The organism is Streptomyces sp. S.PB5, from assembly GCF_030403745.1.
Classification (GTDB): Bacteria; Actinomycetota; Actinomycetes; order Streptomycetales; family Streptomycetaceae; genus Streptomyces.
Map to the genome: position 1 here is coordinate 82,189 of NZ_JAQMWP010000004.1, position 20,684 is coordinate 102,872.

18 protein-coding genes are annotated in these 20,684 nt (G+C 69.4%); 8 read left to right on the forward strand and 10 right to left on the reverse strand.

The genetic code is table 11. The features are described 5' to 3' along the window. Positions 1-2: 2 nt before the first annotated feature. The 4 genes from PH203_RS11920 to PH203_RS11935 are packed head-to-tail and all read right to left on the reverse strand — an operon-like array spanning position 3 to position 5,996. Positions 3-1,004: a DNA cytosine methyltransferase gene (locus tag PH203_RS11920; RefSeq protein WP_289919637.1), complete on the reverse strand. Its 1,002-nt coding sequence runs from the start codon at positions 1,002-1,004 to the stop codon at positions 3-5. Further along, positions 997-1,389 carry a very short patch repair endonuclease gene (locus tag PH203_RS11925; RefSeq protein ID WP_289920204.1) on the reverse strand — a complete coding sequence of 131 codons (393 nt, stop codon included), beginning with the start codon at positions 1,387-1,389 and terminating at the stop codon, positions 997-999. The genes PH203_RS11920 and PH203_RS11925 overlap by 8 nt, the downstream gene beginning before the upstream one ends. A gap of 54 nt (positions 1,390-1,443) precedes the next feature. Next, positions 1,444-4,383 carry a Z1 domain-containing protein gene (locus tag PH203_RS11930; RefSeq protein ID WP_289919639.1) on the reverse strand — a complete coding sequence of 980 codons (2,940 nt, stop codon included), beginning with the start codon at positions 4,381-4,383 and terminating at the stop codon, positions 1,444-1,446. A gap of 59 nt (positions 4,384-4,442) precedes the next feature. Further along, on the reverse strand, positions 4,443-5,996 hold the full coding sequence (locus PH203_RS11935; RefSeq protein ID WP_289919641.1) for an ATP-binding protein: 1,554 nt from the start codon (positions 5,994-5,996) through the stop codon (positions 4,443-4,445). Positions 5,997-6,730: 734 nt separating this feature from the next. On the opposite strand from PH203_RS11935, the gene PH203_RS11940 reads away from it, so the two are divergent. Further along, a complete protein-coding gene (locus PH203_RS11940; protein ID WP_289919642.1) occupies positions 6,731-8,071 on the forward strand; it encodes an HNH endonuclease signature motif containing protein in 1,341 nt (446 codons plus the stop codon). A gap of 19 nt (positions 8,072-8,090) precedes the next feature. Here PH203_RS11940 and PH203_RS11945 read toward each other — a convergent pair whose 3' ends face one another. Together PH203_RS11945 and PH203_RS11950 are read right to left on the reverse strand one after the other, a co-directional pair. Continuing rightward, positions 8,091-8,513, reverse strand: coding sequence for a DUF3592 domain-containing protein (locus PH203_RS11945; RefSeq protein WP_289919644.1), 423 nt, complete (start codon positions 8,511-8,513; stop codon positions 8,091-8,093). A 156-nt stretch (positions 8,514-8,669) separates the two neighbouring features. Beyond that, positions 8,670-9,686: an SEC-C domain-containing protein gene (locus PH203_RS11950; protein ID WP_289919645.1), complete on the reverse strand. Its 1,017-nt coding sequence runs from the start codon at positions 9,684-9,686 to the stop codon at positions 8,670-8,672. 192 nt (positions 9,687-9,878) lie between these two features. Between PH203_RS11950 and PH203_RS11955 the strand changes: the two genes are divergently transcribed. Further along, on the forward strand, positions 9,879-10,658 hold the full coding sequence (locus PH203_RS11955) for a hypothetical protein (RefSeq protein WP_289919647.1): 780 nt from the start codon (positions 9,879-9,881) through the stop codon (positions 10,656-10,658). Positions 10,659-10,736: 78 nt separating this feature from the next. Here PH203_RS11955 and PH203_RS11960 read toward each other — a convergent pair whose 3' ends face one another. Then, positions 10,737-12,209 (reverse strand): beta-1,6-galactanase, encoded by a 1,473-nt coding sequence (locus PH203_RS11960; RefSeq protein WP_289919651.1) that lies wholly within the window; start codon positions 12,207-12,209, stop codon positions 10,737-10,739. 601 nt (positions 12,210-12,810) lie between these two features. Here PH203_RS11960 and PH203_RS11965 point away from each other — a divergent pair. Together PH203_RS11965 and PH203_RS11970 are read left to right on the forward strand one after the other, a co-directional pair. Beyond that, entirely contained in the window at positions 12,811-13,638 is an 828-nt protein-coding gene (locus tag PH203_RS11965; protein ID WP_289919655.1) for a class E sortase, read from the forward strand. Between the two features lie 82 nt (positions 13,639-13,720). Continuing rightward, positions 13,721-14,260, forward strand: a complete 540-nt coding sequence (locus PH203_RS11970; protein ID WP_289919658.1) for a DUF1707 domain-containing protein — start codon at positions 13,721-13,723, stop codon at positions 14,258-14,260. Positions 14,261-14,569: 309 nt separating this feature from the next. On the opposite strand, the gene PH203_RS11975 is transcribed toward PH203_RS11970, so the two are convergent. Continuing rightward, positions 14,570-15,964 carry an MFS transporter gene (locus PH203_RS11975; protein WP_289919660.1) on the reverse strand — a complete coding sequence of 465 codons (1,395 nt, stop codon included), beginning with the start codon at positions 15,962-15,964 and terminating at the stop codon, positions 14,570-14,572. A gap of 68 nt (positions 15,965-16,032) precedes the next feature. Here PH203_RS11975 and PH203_RS11980 point away from each other — a divergent pair, with 68 nt between their 5' ends. The 4 genes from PH203_RS11980 (at position 16,033) to PH203_RS11995 (ending at position 18,783) form a co-directional block, all read left to right on the forward strand. Continuing rightward, the gene (locus tag PH203_RS11980) at positions 16,033-16,560 is read left to right on the forward strand and encodes a helix-turn-helix domain-containing protein (RefSeq protein ID WP_289919663.1); all 528 of its coding nucleotides are present in this window, start codon (positions 16,033-16,035) and stop codon (positions 16,558-16,560) included. A 79-nt stretch (positions 16,561-16,639) separates the two neighbouring features. Beyond that, entirely contained in the window at positions 16,640-16,942 is a 303-nt protein-coding gene (locus tag PH203_RS11985) for a DUF6412 domain-containing protein (protein WP_289919665.1), read from the forward strand. A gap of 129 nt (positions 16,943-17,071) precedes the next feature. Further along, positions 17,072-17,785: a YidC/Oxa1 family membrane protein insertase gene (locus tag PH203_RS11990; RefSeq protein WP_289919668.1), complete on the forward strand. Its 714-nt coding sequence runs from the start codon at positions 17,072-17,074 to the stop codon at positions 17,783-17,785. Between the two features lie 140 nt (positions 17,786-17,925). Beyond that, a complete protein-coding gene (locus PH203_RS11995; RefSeq protein WP_289919670.1) occupies positions 17,926-18,783 on the forward strand; it encodes a fumarylacetoacetate hydrolase family protein in 858 nt (285 codons plus the stop codon). Between the two features lie 135 nt (positions 18,784-18,918). On the opposite strand, the gene PH203_RS12000 is transcribed toward PH203_RS11995, so the two are convergent. Both PH203_RS12000 and PH203_RS12005 read right to left on the reverse strand, forming a co-directional pair. Beyond that, the gene (locus PH203_RS12000; protein WP_289919672.1) at positions 18,919-19,431 is read right to left on the reverse strand and encodes a heme-degrading domain-containing protein; all 513 of its coding nucleotides are present in this window, start codon (positions 19,429-19,431) and stop codon (positions 18,919-18,921) included. A 94-nt stretch (positions 19,432-19,525) separates the two neighbouring features. Continuing rightward, positions 19,526-20,611 (reverse strand): Gfo/Idh/MocA family oxidoreductase, encoded by a 1,086-nt coding sequence (locus PH203_RS12005; RefSeq protein ID WP_289919674.1) that lies wholly within the window; start codon positions 20,609-20,611, stop codon positions 19,526-19,528. Between the last annotated feature and the right edge of the window lie 73 nt (positions 20,612-20,684).

Genomic DNA, 20,684 nt, shown 5'->3' on the forward strand with positions numbered 1-20,684 from the left:
GTCTAGCCGGCCGCGAAGATCGCCGGATCCGGATTCCGATCGAGCGCCTCGGCGATGGCCAGACCCAGCGCCTCTCCGACCGGCGGAGGGGACGCATGACCGATCTGTCGGTAACGAGGTGTCTTTCGGCCCGTGACCGTCCAGTAGTCCGGGAACCCCTGGAGGACGGCGGCCTGGTCCACGGTCACCTGCACCATGCCGTCCCTGCCCAGTTCCGGGTGCCACCGGAATTCCGGCCCCGGAAGCTCGTTCCCGAGGGAGTGCGCGTTGACGCCCATCGTCTCCCACTTCCGCTTCGTCCCCCTTGGGCCGAGGTCGGCTCCTCCGCGGTTCTTCGAACCGCCGACCAGCGTCGGCGCGACCGAGGTCGCCTGAGCTGCCCACCGGTCGGCGTCCGGCCAGCCGAGGGATCGCATCGAAGGGCCCAGAGCCTCGCCGACGGACACATGCTCGGTCACAGTCGGCACGGGCGGGTGGAAGCCGGCGAACCACTGGCGTTGGATGGCGACCAGAACGCCCTGCTTGCGGTCCTGCGGTACGCCGAAGTCCGCGGCGTTGAGGACGAACCAGCTGAACTCGTAGCCGAGGTGCTCCAGTTCGGCGCGGGCGAAGTCACGAAAATCCTGGAACTTGTCCGAATCGGCCAGGCCGGGCACGTTCTCCAGAAGCAGGGCTCGGGGACGGACCGCATGCACGAGATAGACCGCGGCTCTCAGCAGCTGCTCCTCCCGGCCGGTCTCGGTCCGGGTGATCGTGGCGTTGGATTTCACTCGTGGCAGCCCGGCCGAGAGCAGGTCGACGTCCTGACTCTCGGGATGCTCGCTCGGGTCGAAGTCGACAAGGTCGGCCTGTAACACGTTCCAATCCGGTCGGTTGGTCGAGAGGGTGCGGCAGGCGTCCTCGTCCTCGTCCAGTAGCAGGGTCGGGGTGAACCCCGCCCGTTCCAGACCGATGGCCAGCCCACCCGCTCCAGCGCATACGTCGACGAATGTCAGATCACCCATTGCCCACCCCGTTCTTCCGTTGTGTCACGACTCTGCGCACCTCGTCGGCCACGTCCTGCGGTGCTTCGTGCTCCCAGAACCGCAAGACCTCCCACCCCTCGGCTCGAAGATGCTCGGTGGTCTCGATGTCCCGGGCCATGTTGCGCTCCAGCTTCTGACGCCACCACTCCGCGTTGGCCCTTGGATGAGTCGCGTGCACGGGGCAGCCGTGCCAGAAGCACCCGTCGATCAGGACCGCCACCTTCACCCCGGGGAACGCCACGTCGATCCGGCGCCGCGCCATGCCCGGCACCCGGTACTCCACGCGGTAGCGGAGGCCGGCCGCGTGCAGCAGGCGGCGTACGGCCAGCTCCGCCGCGGTGTCCTTGCTGACCTGCCGGGACATGCGTGCGGAGACGCCGGGCGAAGAAGGTCTCAGGTCGTTCAATGCTGTCGCGCCTCAGGGACGTGCGTCGTCTAGATCGATGACGATTGCATCCTGCCGGCCCGAGTCGATCGCGCGGAACCGGACCAGCGGGCTGGCCGGCCCGACCGACGACTTCGGCGCGACGAAGGAGAAGGCCATGATCAGGTCGCGCGGATCCACCGCCCCGTCCGCGGTGAGCCGGAGCTCGGACTCCACCACCGGGTAGAGCATCAGAGCGCCCCGGCGGGGACGGACGTTCTCCTCGACCGCCGCGGTCCCCGTCGTCGTGACGGCTCCCGCGATCCGCAGTGCGGCGGCGCGATGCTTCGGCTCGCTGATCGCGCCGAACAGCGGACCACGACGACGCGTTCGTCGGGCCGGGGTGAACAGGCCCTGCCCCAGGATGCCCGCCTCGCGGCGACCGGCGGCGGACTGCAGAGGCGTGATCACGAACCAGTCGTCGATCGTCGCCGGCTGCTGCCCCGCTCGCAACAGGAACTCAAGGTGCGGCGAGAACTGACTCGGGACGGACCACCGCAGGTCACACAGCACCTGCATCAGCGTCTCGTGGGAGACGGCCCCCACCCGCGCCTCGTACCCCGCCTCGTTCCCGACCGCCAGTCGAACCGGGGTGTCTCCCAGGGCAGCCAGCACCGGCTCCCATGCCTCCGTGTTGTGGGCCAGTTCCGCGGGGAGCTCAGGGTAGGCCGTGGGCTCCACCCAAGTTCCGGGCGACCGAACCTCCACCAGCTCCGCGTTGAACATCTTGTTCCGGGCCGACGGCTTCACCCACGACAGATGCTGCGCCACCAGCGGCGGGATCTGCGCGGGCGTCACTTGAGGCCGGCCGTCCACCAGTGGCGCGTACCGTGCCAGCTCCTCGCGGAAGAGCTCCTCGTCACGGCAGATGGCCTCGAAGGCCTCGTACAGGTCGACGGTCTTGGCGTTGCGACTGCGGCCGAGCGTTTCTTCGCGTCCGATGTACAGCCGTACGAGATCCCGGTACCCGGGCCGGAAGCCGAACCAGCGGCCCATCTGCATCAGGGTGTCCGCCTGCTGGGTCGTGCGGCGGTAGTACGAGATCGTCAGGCCCTCGACGGTGAAGCCGCGGGAGAGCTTGGTGCCGCCGACGAGGATCTTCCAGACGTGCGGGGTGCGGTCGAAGTCGAGGTCGGGCTGGTCGTAGTCGCGTTCACTGTCGCCGTTGACGACGATGACCGGCGTGCCGCCCTTGGAGATGAGCTGGTGGGCGCGGGAGACGTACGGCTTGAGGTCCGCGTACGTCTCCGGAGTGGGCACGGTGTCGTCCGCGTAGGTGCGGAAGTCCTTCTCGAGAAGGGCGGCGAGGCGGGTGTGGCCTTCCGTCCCCTTGTATCCAGCGCTGTGCCACATCGTGCTGATGCGCAGGGCGAGCGCAGCTTGCTCGGCCATCCTGACCGATTCGTGCACGAGCATCGTGTGGTGACGGAACGGCCCTTCGGGAACACCGCGGTCGGCTCGGTAGAGCTTGAGGGCTCCGGTGAGCACGAAGGCGTCCAGGGCCTCCTGGAGTCGGTCGCCGGTGGAGTCGTAGATGCCGCGGACGTGGGTCGCCTCGGCCTGTCCCTGCCCGTCGTCGTCCAGGTCGTGAAAGTCCTGGACGCCCATGTAGCCGCTCGGGCGGGGAAGGGAGATGAGGAAGTCGCGGGGGAAGATGTCCTCTTCGTCGCCGGGATCGACGAAGACATTGGCAAACGGAGTTGCCGTATAGCCCACGTACTGCGCCCGCGGCAGCAGCCGTAGCAGCTGGGAGATCAGCCCGTTGATCGCGGTGCGGTCGGTTTTGCCCGCCTCCCACTTCTTCGGGTCCCGCGTGTTCACGGAAGCCTGGTCGGACTCGTCGTCGATGATCAGGGCCGGGAGTTCGCCGAGCAGGCCGTGGATCTGCTTGAGGTCCTTGACGAGCTTGGTGAGGACGGACTTGTTCTTCTTCACCACCAGGACGCGCGCCGCGGTGTGGTGGAGGTTGGCCGGATCGTGCAACGGGCGGGTGTGTTCGCGCTTCTCGAACTCCAGCGCTCGGATGCCCTGGGCCAGGCTCTTGTAGTCGTTGTCCCGGGTCGTCAGGCGCTCGATGTCGAAGGAGCCCAGGGCGGAGGGGCGCCCGCCGTGTCGGACGAAGTCGGGCCAGTCGGCGTCGTCGTCTCTGACGTAGTCGATGCCGACGAGGGAGTCCAGGTCGGTGATGTCGGCGCCGCGCAGGATGTTCTCCTGGCCGATCAGTTCCATGTCGAGGCGGCGCTGGGTCTGTGCGCGAAGGAGGTTCAGGGTTCCGCCGAGGACGATGACCAGGCGGTAGCCGGCGTCGATCGCCTTGGCGGTGACTCCGGTGAAGTTCGCTGTCTTGCCCGACTGGACGTAGCCCACGACCAGGCCCTTCGCCTGTCGGGCGGCGGGCTGTTCGGGGTCGGAGAGACGTTCGACGACGGCTCGGCTTGCCTCGTCCAGGCTGGCTATCGCTGCCTCGGGCCAGCCTTTGGCGCGCAGCTTCCCCTCGTACGACTTCCAGTAGAAGGAGCGGGCAGCCGTGCGCTCCGGCGTGTACCAGGGGGTGAACTCGCGGGTGATCACGGTGGGGCCGGGGAGCTTTGCCACGGGGACCGCGTTGTCCAGAGCCTTCCGCAGGTCGCTGCCGAAGCGCAGACGGTCGTACACGACCGCCCGTCGTTCGTCGGTGCGGGTGGGGGTGCCGAGTGCCCACTGAGGGTCTTCCGCGAAGTCCCATGCGGTGAGATGACGGCTCCAGAGGGTGATGAGAGCCTCGTCCACGCTCACCAGACCCTCGTGAAAGCGTTCTTCGCTGAGATCGGCGTCCGGGTAGTCCTCGTCGGCGGCCAGTGCGGCCCAGCGTTCGAAATGCTTCGGGCTGCTGGCCATGCCCGCGAGGGCGGAGGCATGAATGTCCAAGAGAACGTCGGCCGGGGTGTAGCTCATCGGTGGGCCTCAATCAGCGGTCTGCGGGGAGGGGAGTCGGGGAGGGTGCCGTGCGGCGGTCAGCAGAACGTCTGCTTGCGCCGTAGGCGATGTGCCTCCGCGGCAGCCACAAGGATGGTGTTCCAGTAGTCCACGCGGTCCTGGCGGCTCCGCTCCCAGCGTCCGAGTCCGAAACAGTCCTCAAGAAGCAGGTACAGCAGGGTTTTCGAGACCGGAGCGTCGTTCGCGCCGCCGCGTCTGCCGTCGTTGAAGTCCTCGCGGTAGTCCTTGTTGAGGATGACGGTGTTGTTCTCGCGGTCGAGGTCGAAGAAGCGATCGCGGGGAAGCGCTGCCCAGGTGAACGTGATCGGTTCCTCGCCTCCCTTCTCCGGCAGTTCCTCCTTGATCACCCGCTTGACCTTCGGATCGATTCCCTTGCCGGGAGGCGTGACCGGCTTGCGGACGATCTCGGTGCGCCTTGAACCGTCCCGGTAGGCGGCCTCGGCGTCACCGAGGAACTGATGGAAGGTGTTGCCCTCGGAGTCCACCGCCTTGTCCACGCCGAGCGTGAAAGCCGGGGTGACCGTGACCCGTTCCTTCTTCACGTCGAGGCTCAGGACGCTGTTCTCGTGTGCGGGGAGATCCACAGCGACCCGGGCCAGTGCGAGGTGCCCTTCGGGGTTGCGCAGGCCGTTCCAGCCGCCTGCCTGGACCAGGCGGTCGTTCCGGTAGAAGTAGAAACCCTGGCGTTCCGCGAGCGCGCCGATCTGCCGGAAGCCCGCCTGCTTCGACTTGGCCGGCCAGATGTGGGCGGTCAGACGCGTGTCCCCGATGCCCTCCACGGGCGCCGTGAACTGTCGCGGATATCCCTTCCTTCCGGGCACCTTGTACCCGAAGGGATCCAGTGCTTCCACGGCGATGTGGTCCACTTCTTCGCCGAGCTCGTCCGCGCTGCTGCTCACGTCCCACACCGCGATGTCCAGTTGGAGACCGCGCTGCAGGAAGCGGTGGAGGTAGAGGCCGAGGTGGGTTTCCAGGCGGGCGATCGCCTGGGACAGGAACTGGTCGCTCTGGCCCGGCGCCACGGTCTCGAAGGCGCGTACCTGGTCCCACCGTACGACCGTGCCGTGCCACTCGATGATGCCGTCGTACCGGTCGACGAGATCCTGGGCGTAGCGGGGATCGACCGTGTCACAGCGGAAGCTGTCCTCGATCCCCTTCGCGGTCAGGCGGCGGCCCGCGGCGCGGCTGCGCTTCGTGCGGCTGACCACGGTGAGGGAGGAAGCGTTGGAGAGGGACGCGGCCTTCAGGCCGGTGCCGTACATGCCGAGGGCGTGGTCGCCGTAGGCGCGGCGTCTTCCGACCGTCATCGCGTCGTCCAGGCCGGCCTCGTCCATGCCTTTGCCGTTATCGATGATCAGCAGGGTGAGGATCCGCTCGGCGTCACGCAGGAAGTGCACGACGACCTTGTCCGCACCCGCGTCGATCGAGTTGTCGATCAGGTCCGCTACGGCGACTTCGAAGCCGTAACCCTGGTTGGTCAGTGCTCTGCCGTAGCCGGCGTCCGGAGGCAGATGCGTGCTGCCCGTGGTGGGGACGTCGTACTGCCAGACGGTGCCGGGCTCGTAAGGCATTGGTTCCTCGAAATGCACAGGTCAGGGCCGTTCCGAAGACGTCAGCCCCTTGATAAGGACGGTGGATGTGACCGTACTGCAAAGGTGGGACATAGGAGGAGGTAGAACGTTGAAGTGGGTCGATAAATCCCTTATCTGGCTTGCGCATTGTGGTGCGTGGGGTGCGCCGCGTGAGTTGCGGAGCGGTCGGGCGGCGATGCCCAGGTCTGGATGGTGTGGAGCGCTGGGGGTGGTAGTAGGCGCGGATGCCTCTGTCCTTGTTGTGGTTGCCGTTGGGTCGCCCGCTTCCTTGCCAGTGTCGTGATTCCGCGGCCCGCATCAAGGGCGCTCCCTGCGGTCGCGTCGCCTTCGGCGATGGTCCTGCGGACCACCCTTGACCCGGGCCGTGGAATCACGGGGTAGAAGCGAGCGGGCGGCCTGGGGGGATGGGTGGCCCCCAGGTGGGTTGGGGGTGGGGTTGGTTGGGGTGTGGTCCGGGGTTGGGTGGGCGCGGTCTCGTCTCGCCTGCACGCCGGGTTGGTTTAGCGGCTTGCGGGTTGGGGGTGGGGGCGCGCCGGGTGTGTTCGGCGGGTGGCGGTTGGTGGTGGGGCTGCGGGTCGGGGTGGGCGGGCGGGTGGTTGTTCGGGGGTGATTCACTCGTTCGTGTGTGGGATTGACCTGGGATTATCACTCTGAGTGAGCGATAATGGGTGTGTTGATCTGGTTGGGGGGTGAGTGGTGTGTCTGTGGTTGGGGTGAGCAACCTTGAGGGTGTGGGGGGCTTCGGTGGTCCTTCGGATGAGTGGGTTGCTTCGTTGCAGGAGCGGTCGCCAAGTGCTCTGACTGCGGCTGAGCTTGATGGGCTTGATCCGGGACGGATGAGTGCGCGGGGGCGTATTGATGCGCTCGTCGTGATCGAGCAGCACCTTGCCTGGTTGCAGGCCAAGCAAGTTGAGGTGCTGGCTGCTGTCGCTGCCTCCACCGAGACTCCCGAGGCTGTGGTCCTTGATGCGGGTGGGACTCTCAGTGATGTCTTCTCGGCCTCCTGGGATGGGGCCGTTGAAGAGGTTGCCTGTGCGTTGAGGCTGGCCAATCAGACCGCTGCGCAGCGGCTGAATACCGCGACGTCGCTCGTGGGGCGGCATGAGGCGACGACGCGGTTGTTGGGGGAGGGGCGGATTTCCTATCTGCAGGCCATGGTTGTGGCCGAGCAGCTGGACGTGGTGGACGACGATGTGGCTGGGCAGGTTGAGGCCGTTCTTGTAGAGAAGATGCCTTCGTTGGCGGTCGGGCAGACTCGGGCTGCGTTGCGTCGGGCGATTCATCGTGCCGATCCGCAGGGGGCTGAAGCGCGGCATCAAGTGAGGGTGCGGGAGCGGAGGGTCACGCATCGACCGGACGAAGACGGCATGGCGTTGTTCGGTGCGGTGTTGCCCGCTCAGCAGGCCGCGCTCATGGAGCAGGCCGTGGATGCGCGTGCGCTGGGGTACGAGCGGGACGGTCGGACTCTGGAGCAGAAGCGGGCCGATGCCCTGTTCGACCTGGTCGTCAATCAGCCTGGGGCTTCGGTTGCCGGGGAGGCTCGGGGTGGGCGTTCCTCGGTGGTGGTGCAGGTGACCGTTCCCTTCGACATCTTGTCGGGGGCGGAGGACGGGCCTGCTGAGCTCAAGGGGTACGGGCCCATCGCCGCTGGACAGGCACGGGAGTTGGCCTTCGCGCCGGGGAGTGTGTGGCGGCGGTTGTTGACCCAGCCTGAGACCGGGTTGCTGGTGAAGACCGATCCGACCAGCTATCGGCCCACCGCTGAGACGGAGCGGCATGTTCTTTCCCGGGATCAGTACTGCGCCTTCCCCAGCTGTCGGATGCCCGCCCATCGGTGCGATCTGGATCATGTGCAGCCGTTTGATCATCGGCATCCGGAGCGTGGTGGACAGACCACCCCGGAGAATCTGCAGCCGTTGTGTCGTAGGCATCATCGGCTCAAGACTCATCATCCGGGGTGGCGAGTCACCCGGGATCCCCATAGTGGGATTGCGAGTTGGACCTCCCCGACCGGGCACACATACGCGAACACCCCGCCCGTTTATCGGGAGTGAGCCCGGAAGGGCCTTCGCGTCACACAAACGCCCATATCGCCAGGACGACGCCGAAGAGGCACAGGCCCACCCCGCTCCACAGGCTGGAGACCGGGCCGGCTGTTTTGTGTGTGCCCGTCACCACCATGCGGCGGGGGTCCTCCGGGTCGTAGCGGACCGTGACCTGGAGGCCGACCTCCAGGTCGAGTACGTACTCCGCGTTGAGTGGAGCCCGGCGGTAGGTCTGGGCCCTCGGGCCTGCCTGGTAGCGGACCTGGGCGGGGTGGAGCGTGGGGCCCTCGCGGCGGGGGCCCCGGACTACCTCGCCCTTGGCGCGGGTGCCCGGGACGCCCAGGAGGCGAAGGCCCCGGTGGTTGTGGAGGGCCACGTGGATGATCTTCAGGCCGGTGCCCAGCCAGAGGGCGGCGAACAGTAACGCGACTGTCAGACCCGGCTGGGACATGTGCGGTCCCCTCCCCCCGCTGGCCACCGATCTCAGCGGCCAGCCCCACCATCCGGTTTCACCGACCGGCCGGTCTCAGCGTCCAACCCCACCGACCGGTCTCCCCGACCGACCCCACCGACCGACCTCAGCCACCGCCCCCTGTCGAGCCCGCCGCTACACCCCCACCCCATGGCACTCCCCATAAACCCGCCCCGACCCGCACCAGCACACCGCCCCCCGCTGCGGCGGCCACGCCACCGCCCGGCCTCGGGCCGCCAGCGTCGTCGCGTACTGCGGGAGCAGTGCCCCGTCCGCCGGGGAGGCGCCCTCTGAGGCGGCGAAGGCCTCGTAGGAGGGGACCGTGCCTGTGACGATGCCCAGGTTGGGGGTGCCGGAGGCGGCGAGTTCCCGTAGGGAGGCCTCTATCGTCGTGAGGTGCTGGTCGTGGGAGGGGTACTCCTCGGACAGGGACGGGTAGGCCGTGACCAGTTCTGTCAGTTCTTCTGCGGGCCAGTGGAGGACCGCCACCGGGAAGGGGCGGGACAGGGCCTCGCGGTAGGTGCCCAGTTCCGCGCGGATGCGGGAGATCTCCGCCGCCAGTTCCGCCGGGTTGTCGGAGCCCAGGGACCAGACTCGCTTGGGGTCGTGGAGTTCGTCCAGGGGGACGGGGGAGGTGTGGAGGGTGTCCGCCAGCATGTCCCACTCGTCGTGGCCGACGCCGAGCATGCGGCGGACGCGGTGGCGGCCGAAGAGGAGGGGGTGGGTGGAGTACGGGGCTTCAGTGCCCTCCGTCAGGAGTGCTCGGGCGCCCTCCGTGAAGGTCTCCTGGGCCGCTTCCAGCTCGTCGTGCGCCTCCAGGGCCTCGGCGACGATCACCCAGGGTGCCGGGTCCTGGGGGGATGCCGCCCGGACGCCGTCGATGATGGCGCGGGCCTCCGCCTCGTGGCCGTACTCCCAGAGGTTGGAGGCCTTGAGGGCCCGTACCAGATAGGGGTTCTCCAGGCCGGTCTGCGTTGCCAGGAGGCGGTCGTAGAGGGCGGTTGCCGCGGGGCGGTCGCCGGAGAGTTCCAGGTGGGCCGCGGCCTGCAGGAGCAGGGCTTCGGCGTCCTCGGGATACAGGCCGGCGGTTCGCTCCAGGCGTGCCGCTTCGGCGGTGTGGTCGACGTTCTCGGCAGGCGTGTCGGGGCGCATGGGGGACACCGTACTGCCGTTGGCTGACAGAGGAGAGATATACGCAGGCCAGGACGTTCGGGGAGGGGGAGTCCGGTCCGGTCTCGTGCTCGGTCGGGGCCGAGCCGGTCTCTGTAGGGTGCAGGCATTGGGCGCGGGCATGACACGGGGGGGTACGACGATGACGTACGGGCTCGGGGGTGCGGCGTGGCAGTGACGGGAGTTTCAGGCACGGAGCCGCGGTCTGCGGCGCGGGTGCGGGGTGCCGGGTTGCTGCTCGTCCTGTTGTCGCTGGTGCCGGCTCTCGGCGGGTATCTCGTGCTCTCCGTCTGGGTGCCCTCCGACATGGAGCGGCGTCAGGACTATCTGGCCGCCGAGCCGTGCCTCGGTCCGGCGGAGACGGAGACGGAGACGGAGGCGGGAGCGAGGGCGGAGGCAGCGGAGGACTGTGTGCTCACCGTTGCCTTTGTCGTCGAGCGGACGAAGAACGACAAGCGGGGGAAGGGTTCCAGCTATACGGCGACCCTGAGCTCTTCCGTCTGGAACGGGACCGTGTCCTTCGGTGACCCGGACCCGGTGCTCGAGCGGCTCGTGCCGGGGGACCGGGTGACCGGCACCGTCTGGCGGGGGCAGGTCATGACGGTCGGCAAGGGGGAGTTGCGGCAGAACACCTCCGACGCGCCTCGTGACGAGCCGCAGTTCGGGGTCGGCGTCGGCACGTTCCTGGAACTGGTCGCCGCTCTGGGGCTCTGGTTCGGTGCGGTGCGGATCGTCCGGCCTCGCGATGTCGCGCCCCTCACCTGGCGGCCGCTGGGCAGGACGCTGCTGATCGTCACGGGGATCGCCGGTCTCGTCGTGGCGCTGGTGTCCGTGTGGATCGGTGTTCCGTACTGGGTCGTGCCCGGTGTTCTCGTGGCGATCGTGGGGGTCACGGCCTGGCAGTTGTACAAGCACCACCGGCAGGAGGGTGCGGTGCCCGGGGCCGATGGGTGAGCGGACCTTCGTGGTGCCGGTCGGAGCGGCCGGGGGTCAGGTCCCCGAGCGCTCCGACCGGAGACGAGGCTGACCGGGCTAGATCGTCACCCCGTCGATCTGGATCGTCTGCACCGCCTTCGCCGCGAACGGCACCGCCACCGACTTCCCGCTCAGATACGTGTCCGAGTACGACCGGTACGCGTCCCCGCCCGTCGTCACCGTGTTCCAGCGGGGGACCAGGCCGCCCGTCCCGCCGGTCACCGTGGTGAAGTTGGAGAGGTTGAAGGTCAGGGTCTGGGCCGAGGTCGAGGTGTTGAGGGCCACGATGACCAGGCGCTTCGCCGTCGCGTCGTATGCCGCCGTCGCATAGCTGACGCCGGTGTCCAGGATGCGCATGCCGGGGCGGATGTGGCGGCTGAACTGGGCCAGCACGTAGTACTTCCGCTCGATCGCGCCTGCCTGCAGGGTGCTCGCGTCGTACTTGATCACGCCCCAGCCCGCGGTCGGGTCCATGACCTGCCAGTAGACCCAGGCCGTCGGGTGCAGCCAGCGGAAGTCGTAGAGGAGGTTGAAGGCCATGGTGTAGCCGGTGCCGTCGCTGTCGCCGGTCTCGGAGTTCCACAGCTTCTTGCCGGAAGTGGTGACGACGTCCGTGTAGAGCAGGTCGCGGCGGCCGCCCGAGCCCTGGTAGCCGTGGACGTTGACCTGGTTGACGTACCCCTTGGTCGTGGCGCTGAAGGAGTTCCAGGTGGTGCGGGCGAGGTCGTAACTCGTCTCGTCCGAGGCCGAGATCCGGACGCCCGACAGGCCGCGGTTGTTCAACTCGCTGCGCAGGTAGGGCAGTACGGCCGCCTGGACCGTCGCGTCCATGTGGCAGCCCTCCTGGGTGCCGGTGGCGGTCCACCAGGACGACGAGGGCTCGTTGAAGGGGTCGACGGTCGCGAAGTTCACGCCCCAGTTGTTCCTGGCGTACAGGGCGACGGCGGCGAGGTGGGAGGCGTGCTGGCGGTAGTTCCAGGACTGGAGGTTGTTGCCGCCGTCGGAGGCGCCGGAGGGGTTGTGGTTCAGGCACATCCACCACATCGGCGAGTTGGCGAACAGCTCGGTCGTCGCTCCGCGCGCCACCGCCTTGGTCAGCATCGCGCGCTGGGTGGCGTCCGCGGTCCAGTCCCAGGCGGAGGAGGCGGGGTCCTCGTTGTTCCAGTCCTGCCAGTAGCCCTCGATCTGCTTGAAGGCGGGGATGTTGGCGGAGGTCACCATCGACTCGCCGCTCACCGTGTTCCAGCTGCACGCGCCCAGGTTGTAGCGGGCGATGTTCATGCCGAGGCCGGGGAGCGAAGTGCCGTTGTACGTCGTCGACCTGGTGGTGAAGAACAGGTCGGCGAAGTCGTCCCGGGCACCGAAGACGTTGGCCCACCAGGCGAGGGAGGTGCCCCAGCCCTCCCAAGTGCCGTATGACGTGCCGGGGTTGACGGCGATCGTGGCGTCCGCGCGTGCGGTGCCCGTCGCCAGCGCGCTGCCGAGGAGGGTGCCTCCTGCGGCTGTCAGCAGCGTTCTGCGTCGGATCATGGCTGTCCTTCTCCGCCTCTCCGTGGGGCCCGACTCCCTGTCCCTGAACAGGGAGTCGAGCTGAAGTCGAGCTGAAGACGTAGTGGCTCGCCCTCGCCTCCCCCGCGTGCCATCACGAAGCATCGGGTGTGGTGCGTGGGGTTGTCGAGAGGTGTGACAGCGCTTTCTTTCTATCCGGATTTCTATTTCTCCAACGGTTATGAGAAGGGGTGGTGGTTGGTGACGGCCGGCCGGCCGGCCAACCGACCGGCCGGGGCGGGCCGGGGTTGCGGGTCGCGGGCCGCGGGTCTTTCATCCGGTGCACGGATCTGACGCATTTCTCCGGCAGCGAGGGCATCGCCACCGCCGCCGCCCGGCAGCGTCGCGGCGATCCCGGCGCCCGGGAGGCCGATCATCGAGACCGAGGCCGCCAGGAAGCATCCAGGCCCGCGGTGTCAGTACGGCACGGTTGCCACGAGGGGCGCCACCACTGCCTTCGCATCCGCGACCGTCCTGAGGGTCCCGACGGCGTCCCGTCGCAGCTCTGGTGACTTGAGGGGGCAGCGCTTATGGTGCGGCCCGGTGAGGTTCGGCGTGCACGGGCGGAGGGCGGTGTACGGCCATGAGGGTCCCCGTCGTGCAGCACAGCACCCGGCGCCGGAACGCCCGTCGGCGGCGCGTGCTGTGGACCGGGGGCGAACTCCTCGTCACCGCAGGGGTGTTGCTGCTGCTCCTCGTCGTGCACCAGCTGTGGTGGACCAATCAGGAGGCGAGGCGGGGCGCCGAGCGCCAGGTGGAGGCGCTAGAGCGGGAGTGGGGGAGCGGGGCGGGCGGCTCACATGCCGTCTCCGGGCCCGAGGGCTCCGATCCTGAAGCCGTTGATCCCGAAGCCCTCGATCCCGAAGCTCCCGATCCCGGGGCCGCGTCCGAGGAGACCTCCCGCACGGGCACCTCACCGGACGGCCGGTCGGCCACCACCCGCCGGACGCAGCCCAGTTGGTCCCGGGCCTACGCCATCCTCACCATCCCCCGTCTCGGCCTCCGTGTCCCCGTGGCCGAGGGCATCGGGAAAAGGGACGTCCTCAACAAGGGATACGTCGGCCACTACCCCGGCACCCAACAGCCGGGCCAGGCAGGCAACTTCGCGCTCGCCGGGCATCGCAACACCCACGGCGAGCCCTTCCGGTACCTCAACCGGCTCGCGCCCCGGGACACCATCGAGGTCGAGACCAGGGACGCCGTCTACACGTACGCCGTGGACAAGACCCTCGCCCAGACCTCGGCCCGCGACTCGGGAGTGCTGAGCGAGATCCCCCGCTCGACGGTCCACCCCTCCCGCGGGTACGGCCAGCCCGGCTACTACCTCACGCTCACCACCTGCACACCGGAGTACACGTCCCGGTACCGGCTGGTGGTCTGGGGCAAGCTCACGTCGATGCGGCCCCGCTAGACACACATGCGCCCGCCGGGAACGGCCGGCAGCGGTCGCCGACGGCTGGTCGGCCCCCGCGCGGTGTCGCTAACGTGGCCGCATGCCGGACGACCTGCCCCATCTGCGGGCCTCGCACGAGGACCGGGACCGTGTCGTGGAGGTGCTGCGGGTCGCCGCCGGGGACGGCCGTCTCGACGCCGAGGAACTCGACAGCCGGCTGGAGAGCGCGCTGTCGGCCCGGACGCTCGGCGAGCTGGCGGAGCTCACCGCCGATCTGCCGGTCCCGCCCGCGGTCCGGGGCAAGGACGTGCTCGTGGTCGAGCAGCACGGCGGCAAGTTCGTACGGCGGGGGGTCTGGTCGGTGCCCGCACGCATCGAGCTGCGCACGCAACTGTGCCGCGTCACCCTCGACTTCACCCACGCGGCGATCACCTCGGACGTCCTGCGCATCCAGACGGACATGGTGCACGGCAAGCTGGTCATCGTCGGCGCGCGGGACATCGTGATCGACACGGACGGGCTCAACCTCACCTACGCCGAGGTCAGGATCCGCCCCAGGAACACCGCGGCCGAGTCGCGTCCGCGCATCGAACTCGCCGGCACGCTCCTGCACGCGAAGATCGTCGAACGGCGCTGGTGACTGACGTGAGCCGGCGACTCCGGGCGGCCATCGCCGGGTTGAGCTCCCTGCCGTAGGACCGCCTTGGGTCGCCGCCCGTGACTGGCGTGGGCCGCCGACATCCGGAACGAGCCGTCGAGGGCCGCTCCTCAGGATTGCCCTGGGACCGCCCGTGACTGCCGTGGGCTGCCAGGAGGAGAAGGGGACCGCAGAGGGCCGTGCTCCGAGGTCGGCCTGGAAGACCACGCACGACTCCCGACCGCTCCCGAACCCCAGAGGGACCCACCTCGACCCGCCTCCGGATCTTCCCCCGGATCTTCCCCGGCCCCTCTAGGCCACCTTCTCCCGCAGCACCCCCACCAACACCCCCGCCACCACCGCGAGCCCCGCCGAAACCCCCATCGCCACATCCGCACCCCGCGCCAGCCCCGCCCCCGACGACGTGGCGACGGCGATGGTCAGGGCCACCCCCGCGCACGATCCGATGTACCGGAAGGTCTGCTGTGCGCCCGACCCCATGGCCGCCCGTTGAGCCGGTACCGACTCGACGGCGAGCAGGGGCAGCGCGGCGTTCAGCAGGCCGCTGCCCACGCCCGCGACCACGAGGCCCGGCAGCAGTCGTGTCCAGGAGCCCGCGTCGAGCGCGCCCAGCATGGCGAGGACTCCGGCCGCGTGCAGCAGGAAACCGAGGGCGAGTTGGTGCCGCGGGGCCACCCGTCCCGACAGTCGGCGTGCCTGCAGCGCCACCGCGAAGGACAGCCCGGACCACAGCAGGAACAGCCAGGCCGTGTCCATCGCGGACATGCCCAGGGTGTTCTGGAGCAGGGCGGGCAGGAAGCTGAACAGGCCGATCACCGCGAGGCCCGTGAACAGTCCGCCGGAGGAGGAGGCGAGGAAACCGGGACGGCGCAGCAGCCCGAGGTCGATCATCGGCGTCGCGGTACGCCGTTCGACGGCGACGAAGAGGGCCAGCAGGGCGACGGTGGCCAGCAGCAACAGCCCCACGGGCGCCCGCAGCCAGCCGTCCCGGCCCAGGGTCAGCGCGGCGACCAGGGAGACCAGGGCCAGCCCGAACGTGACGGCGCCCGCGAGGTCGGGGCGGCCGTCGCGCGGGGCGCGGGACTCGGACAGGGCCCGCACCGACAGGGCGCCGACGACGAGAGCGGCGGCGCCGAGAACGACGTATGCCACCCGCCAGTCCGGTATCGCGCCGACGACGAGCGGCCCCACCGCGATACCGCCGCTGACGAACGCGCCCCACACGCCGGTCGCCCGCAGCCGTCCGGCCGGGGTCGGGAAAGCGTGGACGAGGAGGCCGAGGCTGCTGGCGAGGAGGGCCGCGCTGGCGGCGCCCTGGGTGATGCGAGCCAGGGTGAACAGCCAGGTCGTGGAGGTGAAGGCGCCGAGGATCGTGGTGAGGCCGAGGGCGAGGGTGCCGGCGACGAAGATCCGGCGGCGGCCGTAGTCGTCGGCGAGGCTGCCGGCCACCAGCAGGAGGGCGGCGAGGCCGAGCGGGGTGCCGTTGAGGAGCCAGGCCTGCGCGGAGAGCGGGGTGTGCAGGGCGGCGGCGATGTCGGGGAGCGTGACCATCGGCGCGGTGTACGTCATGAGGGCCACGGCGGTGGCGGCGCTGGTCAGGGCGAGGGTCGCGGTTGCCCGTACCGGCTTCTGCCCGGGTGGCGTACTACGCACCTCGGGGAGGGTTCGTTCATTGAACCTAGTCATGTGGAGTACCGTAGCAGGTCGGTTCGGTCATTGAACTAACCTGTCGCAAGCTGGCTGAGGTGGAGGACATGGCACTGGGCAAGGACTACGCGACACAGGAGTGCTCGATCGCCCGCGCGCTGGAGATCGTCGGCGAGCGCTGGACGCTCCTCGTCGTCCGCGACGCGCTCTACGGCGTACGGCGCTACAACGACTTCCTCACCCACCTCGGCATCCCCCGGGCCGTCCTCGCCGCCCGCCTCCAGATGCTCACCGAGGAGGGCATCCTCGAAAAGCGCCGCTACCAGGAGTCCCCGCCCCGCGACGAGTACGTCATCACCGAACGCGGCACCGAGCTGTGGCCCGTCCTCCGCTCGCTCGGCCGCTGGGGCCGCGTGCACTACGACAGGGCGGTGGTGCGTGTCTTCCGGCACGCGGAGTGCGGCACCGAACTCGGCCCGTACGGCGAATGCCCCGCCTGCGCCACCTTCGTACCCCCCGCCGACGTCCTCATGGAACCCGGCCCCGGACTCGATCCGGACCCGGCGGATCCGGTCGGCCGGGCGCTGCTGAAGCCCAAGCGGCTGCTGGAGCCGGTCATGACGGATCAGGTATAACCGACAGCAGTACGAATCACACGAATCACGGATGCCGTCCTCACAGATGCCGTCCGGTGAGCGAGGGGAGGGGTGGCCGATGATCCGCGGCCCGCGCACCGTCGTGCCCCTCCTCCTGCTGTTCCTCCAGATCGCCGTCCTCGACACCGGCAGCCTCTCCGCCGCCGTCGCCCTCGCGGCGACCGCCGCGGCCGGCTCCGCCTTCGCCGCCTGCTCGCTCCTCGTCGCGCGCTGCGCCCCCGCCGTACCGCCCACCCGGGTCCGTACGGCCATCCGCGACCGCGCCCGCCGTACGGCCTTCCTGCCGCAGCGCGATCCCGACGCCAGGGGCCGCACCAGGCCCCGCGCCCCCGGACACGCCCTCTTGACGGCCACCGCGTAGGGCATCCGGCTCACTCACCCTGCCCCCGCGCGGGTCGTCATGCCGCCACACCCGTCCCGGATCGACGTGGATCGACGTATCCGGACTCCCGGCACCCCGGCACCGACGAGACCCCCGGAGGGCTCACCCATGTCCGTTTTCGCCAACCTGGTCGAGCAGCTCGCCGACCTCCTCCACCCGCTGCTCGGCGCTTCCGCCGCGGCCGGCGCGATCGTCCTGTTCACCGCGTTCGTACGACTCCTCGTGCACCCCCTGTCCCGGGCGGCGGCGCGCGGCCAGAAGGCCCGCACGGCACTCCAGCCGAAGATCGCCGAACTGCGGAAGAAGCACGCGAAGAACCCCGAGAAGCTGCAGAAGGCCGTACTGGAACTGCATGCCGAGGAGAAGGTGTCACCGCTGTCCGGCTGCCTGCCCAGCCTGTTCCAGCTGCCCGCCTTCTTCCTCCTCTACCACCTGTTCTCCAACACCACGATCGGCGGCCGCGCGAACGAACTGCTGACCCACGAGCTCTTCGCCGCCCCCCTCGGCGACCACTGGGCGGACGCGCTCGCCCACGGCGGCCTCCTCGGCGGCGCGGGACTGGTCTACGTCGCCCTGTTCGCGCTCGTCGCGACGGTCGCCGCCTTCAACTTCCGCCGTACGAAGCGGATGATGGCCGCGAACCCGGCGGTACCCGTGGCCGACGGGCAGCCCGTGCCCGGGATGGGGGCGATGACCAAGGCCATGCCGTTCATGTCCTTCTTCACCCTCTTCACCGTGGCGGTGGTACCGCTGGCGGCCGCGCTGTACGTCGTGACCAGTACGACGTGGAGCGCGGTGGAGCGGGCGGTCCTGTACCGCTGAGCCGTCGCCGTCTCCCGGAGGGCACCGGTCCAGTCCGTGAACCGGGTATTGCGGACTGGACGCCGAGCTTGGACGATCGACCAGTCATCCGATGGCTGCACCCATGGGATGGCGCCGCGCGATCGAGGGAGATTGTGATCATGAAGCTGTTGCGAGTCGGTACGGCGGGAGCGGAGACGCCCGCACTGCTCGACGCCGAAGGGACGCTGCGGGACCTGAGCGGTCTCGTCCCGGACATCGACGGAGCGCTGCTCGCCGACGACTTTGCGCTCGGGCGGATCCGCACGGCCGCGGAGAGCGGCGAACTGCCCGCGCTGGACGCCACCGGCCTGCGTGTCGGACCGCCGCTCGCCCGCATCGGCAAGATCGTGTGCATCGGCCTGAACTACCACGACCACGCCCGCGAGACCGGCGCCGAGCCGCCCGCCGAGCCCGTCGTCTTCTTCAAGGCCGCGGACACGGTCGTGGGCCCGGACGACACCGTGCTCGTCCCGCGCAGGTCGGTGAAGACCGACTGGGAGGTCGAGCTGGCGGTCGTCATCGGACGTACGGCCCGCTACCTGGAGTCCCACGAGGAGGCGCTCGCGCATGTCGCCGGGTACGCGGTGGCGCACGACGTGTCCGAGCGGGAGTTCCAGATCGAGCGGGGCGGGACCTGGGACAAGGGCAAGAACTGCGAGACGTTCAACCCGCTGGGGCCCTGGCTCGTCACGGCGGACGAGGTGCCGGATCCCCAGAACCTGTCCCTCAGGCTCTGGGTCAACGGCGAGCTGAAGCAGGACGGGACCACGGCCGAGCAGATCTTCCCGGTGGCGGAAGTGGTGCGGTACGTCAGCCAGTTCATGACCCTCTACCCCGGTGACGTGATCAACACGGGGACACCGGCGGGGGTGGCCATGGGGCGGCCCGAGCCGAAGCCGTACCTGCGGGCGGGGGATGTGGTGGAGCTGGAGATCGAGGGACTCGGCCGTCAGCGGCAGGAGTTCAAGGACGCGTAGCCGCTCCGCTGGGAGAGCCGGGGAACTGCGGCTTGTGCGTGAGCGCGACCGGCCGCGGGCCGTGCGTGGCTGGTCGCGCTCACGCGGTGGTAGCCGCACATCGATACAGCCCCGCGCCCCTAGGTAGGTGCAGTGCTACCTGGTCTGCTTGGTCAGGAACTCTTCCAGCGCCTCCACCACGAACTTGTGGTCCTGCAGCTGCGGCAGCCCGCTCACCGTCACCGAGCCCACCACCCCCACGCCCTCCACCGTGATCGGGAAGGAGCCGCCGTGGGCCGCGTACTCGTCGGGGTCGAGGCGGGAGGACTCCTCGAAGGTCGTGCCCTTGGCGCGGAAACGGGCGCCGACCAGATACGAGGCGGAGCCGTAGCGCTCGACGACCCGGCGCTTGCGGTTGATCCAGGCGTCGTTGTCCGGGGCGGAGCCCGGCAGGGCCGCATGGAAGAGCTGCTGGCCGGAGCGGTGGATGTCGATGGCGACGGGCGCCTGGCGCTCACGGGCCATGTCCACCAGCAGGGACCCCAGGTTCCACGCGTCCTCGTGCGTGAACTGGCGGAAGACCAGGCGGCGTTCCTGAGCCTCCAACTCCTCGATCGGCGGGGTCAGTTCCGGGTGGAACTTCGGAGTCAACTCACCACTGTGCGTCACAGCGTCACCACCACACGTTCTCTCGGGGCCAGATGATGATCCGGAACTGGGGATTGCCGGGCGTCCGGCGCCACAGCTTCACGGGCGTCCGGCGTCACAGCGTCACCACCACTCCCTCGCGGGCCGAACGGCGGGCCGCCTCCAGTACGTCGAGGGCGGCGGCCGCCTCCAGTGCGGTCACCGGGTTGGGACCGCCGTCGAGCAGGGCTTTCGCCACGGCCGCATAGTAAGCGGGGTAGTCGCCCGGAAGGGTCGGAACGGGCCGCCCGCCACCCGTGAGCGGCGACTCACCGGCCCCGATCCGACCCCACATGGACTCGGGCTCAAGCCCCCACTCCTTGCCGGCGGCCGGCCGCTCACCGTCCTTCAGTGCCGGCTCCTGCGGGTCGAGCCCGTACTTCACATAGCCGGCCTGCGAGCCCAGCACCCGGAAACGGGGCCCGAGTTGGGCGGTGGTGGCGGTGGCGTACAGCTGGGTCCGCACCCCGCTCGCATGCGTGAGCGCGATGAACGTGTCGTCGTCGACGGAAGCCCCCGGCCGCCGGATGTCCGACTCGGCGTAGACAGCCGTCACGGGTCCGAAGAGGACGAGCGCCTGATCCACGAGATGGCTCCCGAGGTCGTACAGCAGACCTCCGATCTCTGCCGGATCCCCGGACTCCCGCCATCCGCCCTTGGGCTGCGGCCGCCACCGCTCGAAACGCGACTCGAAGCGCCATACGTCGCCCAGCTCGCCCTCGGCGAGAAGCTTCCGCAGCGTCAGGAAGTCGCTGTCCCAGCGCCGGTTCTGGAAGACGGAGAGGAGCAGCCCCCGCTCCTCGGCGAGCGCGGCCAGCTCCCGGGCCTCGGCGGCGGTACCGGCGACGGGCTTGTCGACCACAACGGCCAGGCCGGCCTTCAGAGCCGCGGTCGCGAGCGCGACATGCGTCTTGTTGGGCGAGGCGATGACGACGAGGTCCAGCTCACCGGCCCGCTGCTCGAACAGTTCCTCGGGCGTGGCGGCGACGCGCACGTCCGGGAACTCGGCGCGGGCCTGCTCCTGGCGCTCGGGGTTCGAGGTGACCACCGTGTCGAGGACGAGGCCCTCGGTGGCGGCGATCAGCGGGGCGTGGAAGACGGAGCCCGCGAGGCCGTAGCCGATGAGGCCCACGCGGAGAGGGGTAACAGCCGTACCAGTCATGCCCTCCACTTTCGCAACGCTGTTGCCAAAGTGCAAGCGCGGGCGACAATGGACCACGTGAACAGGACGAACG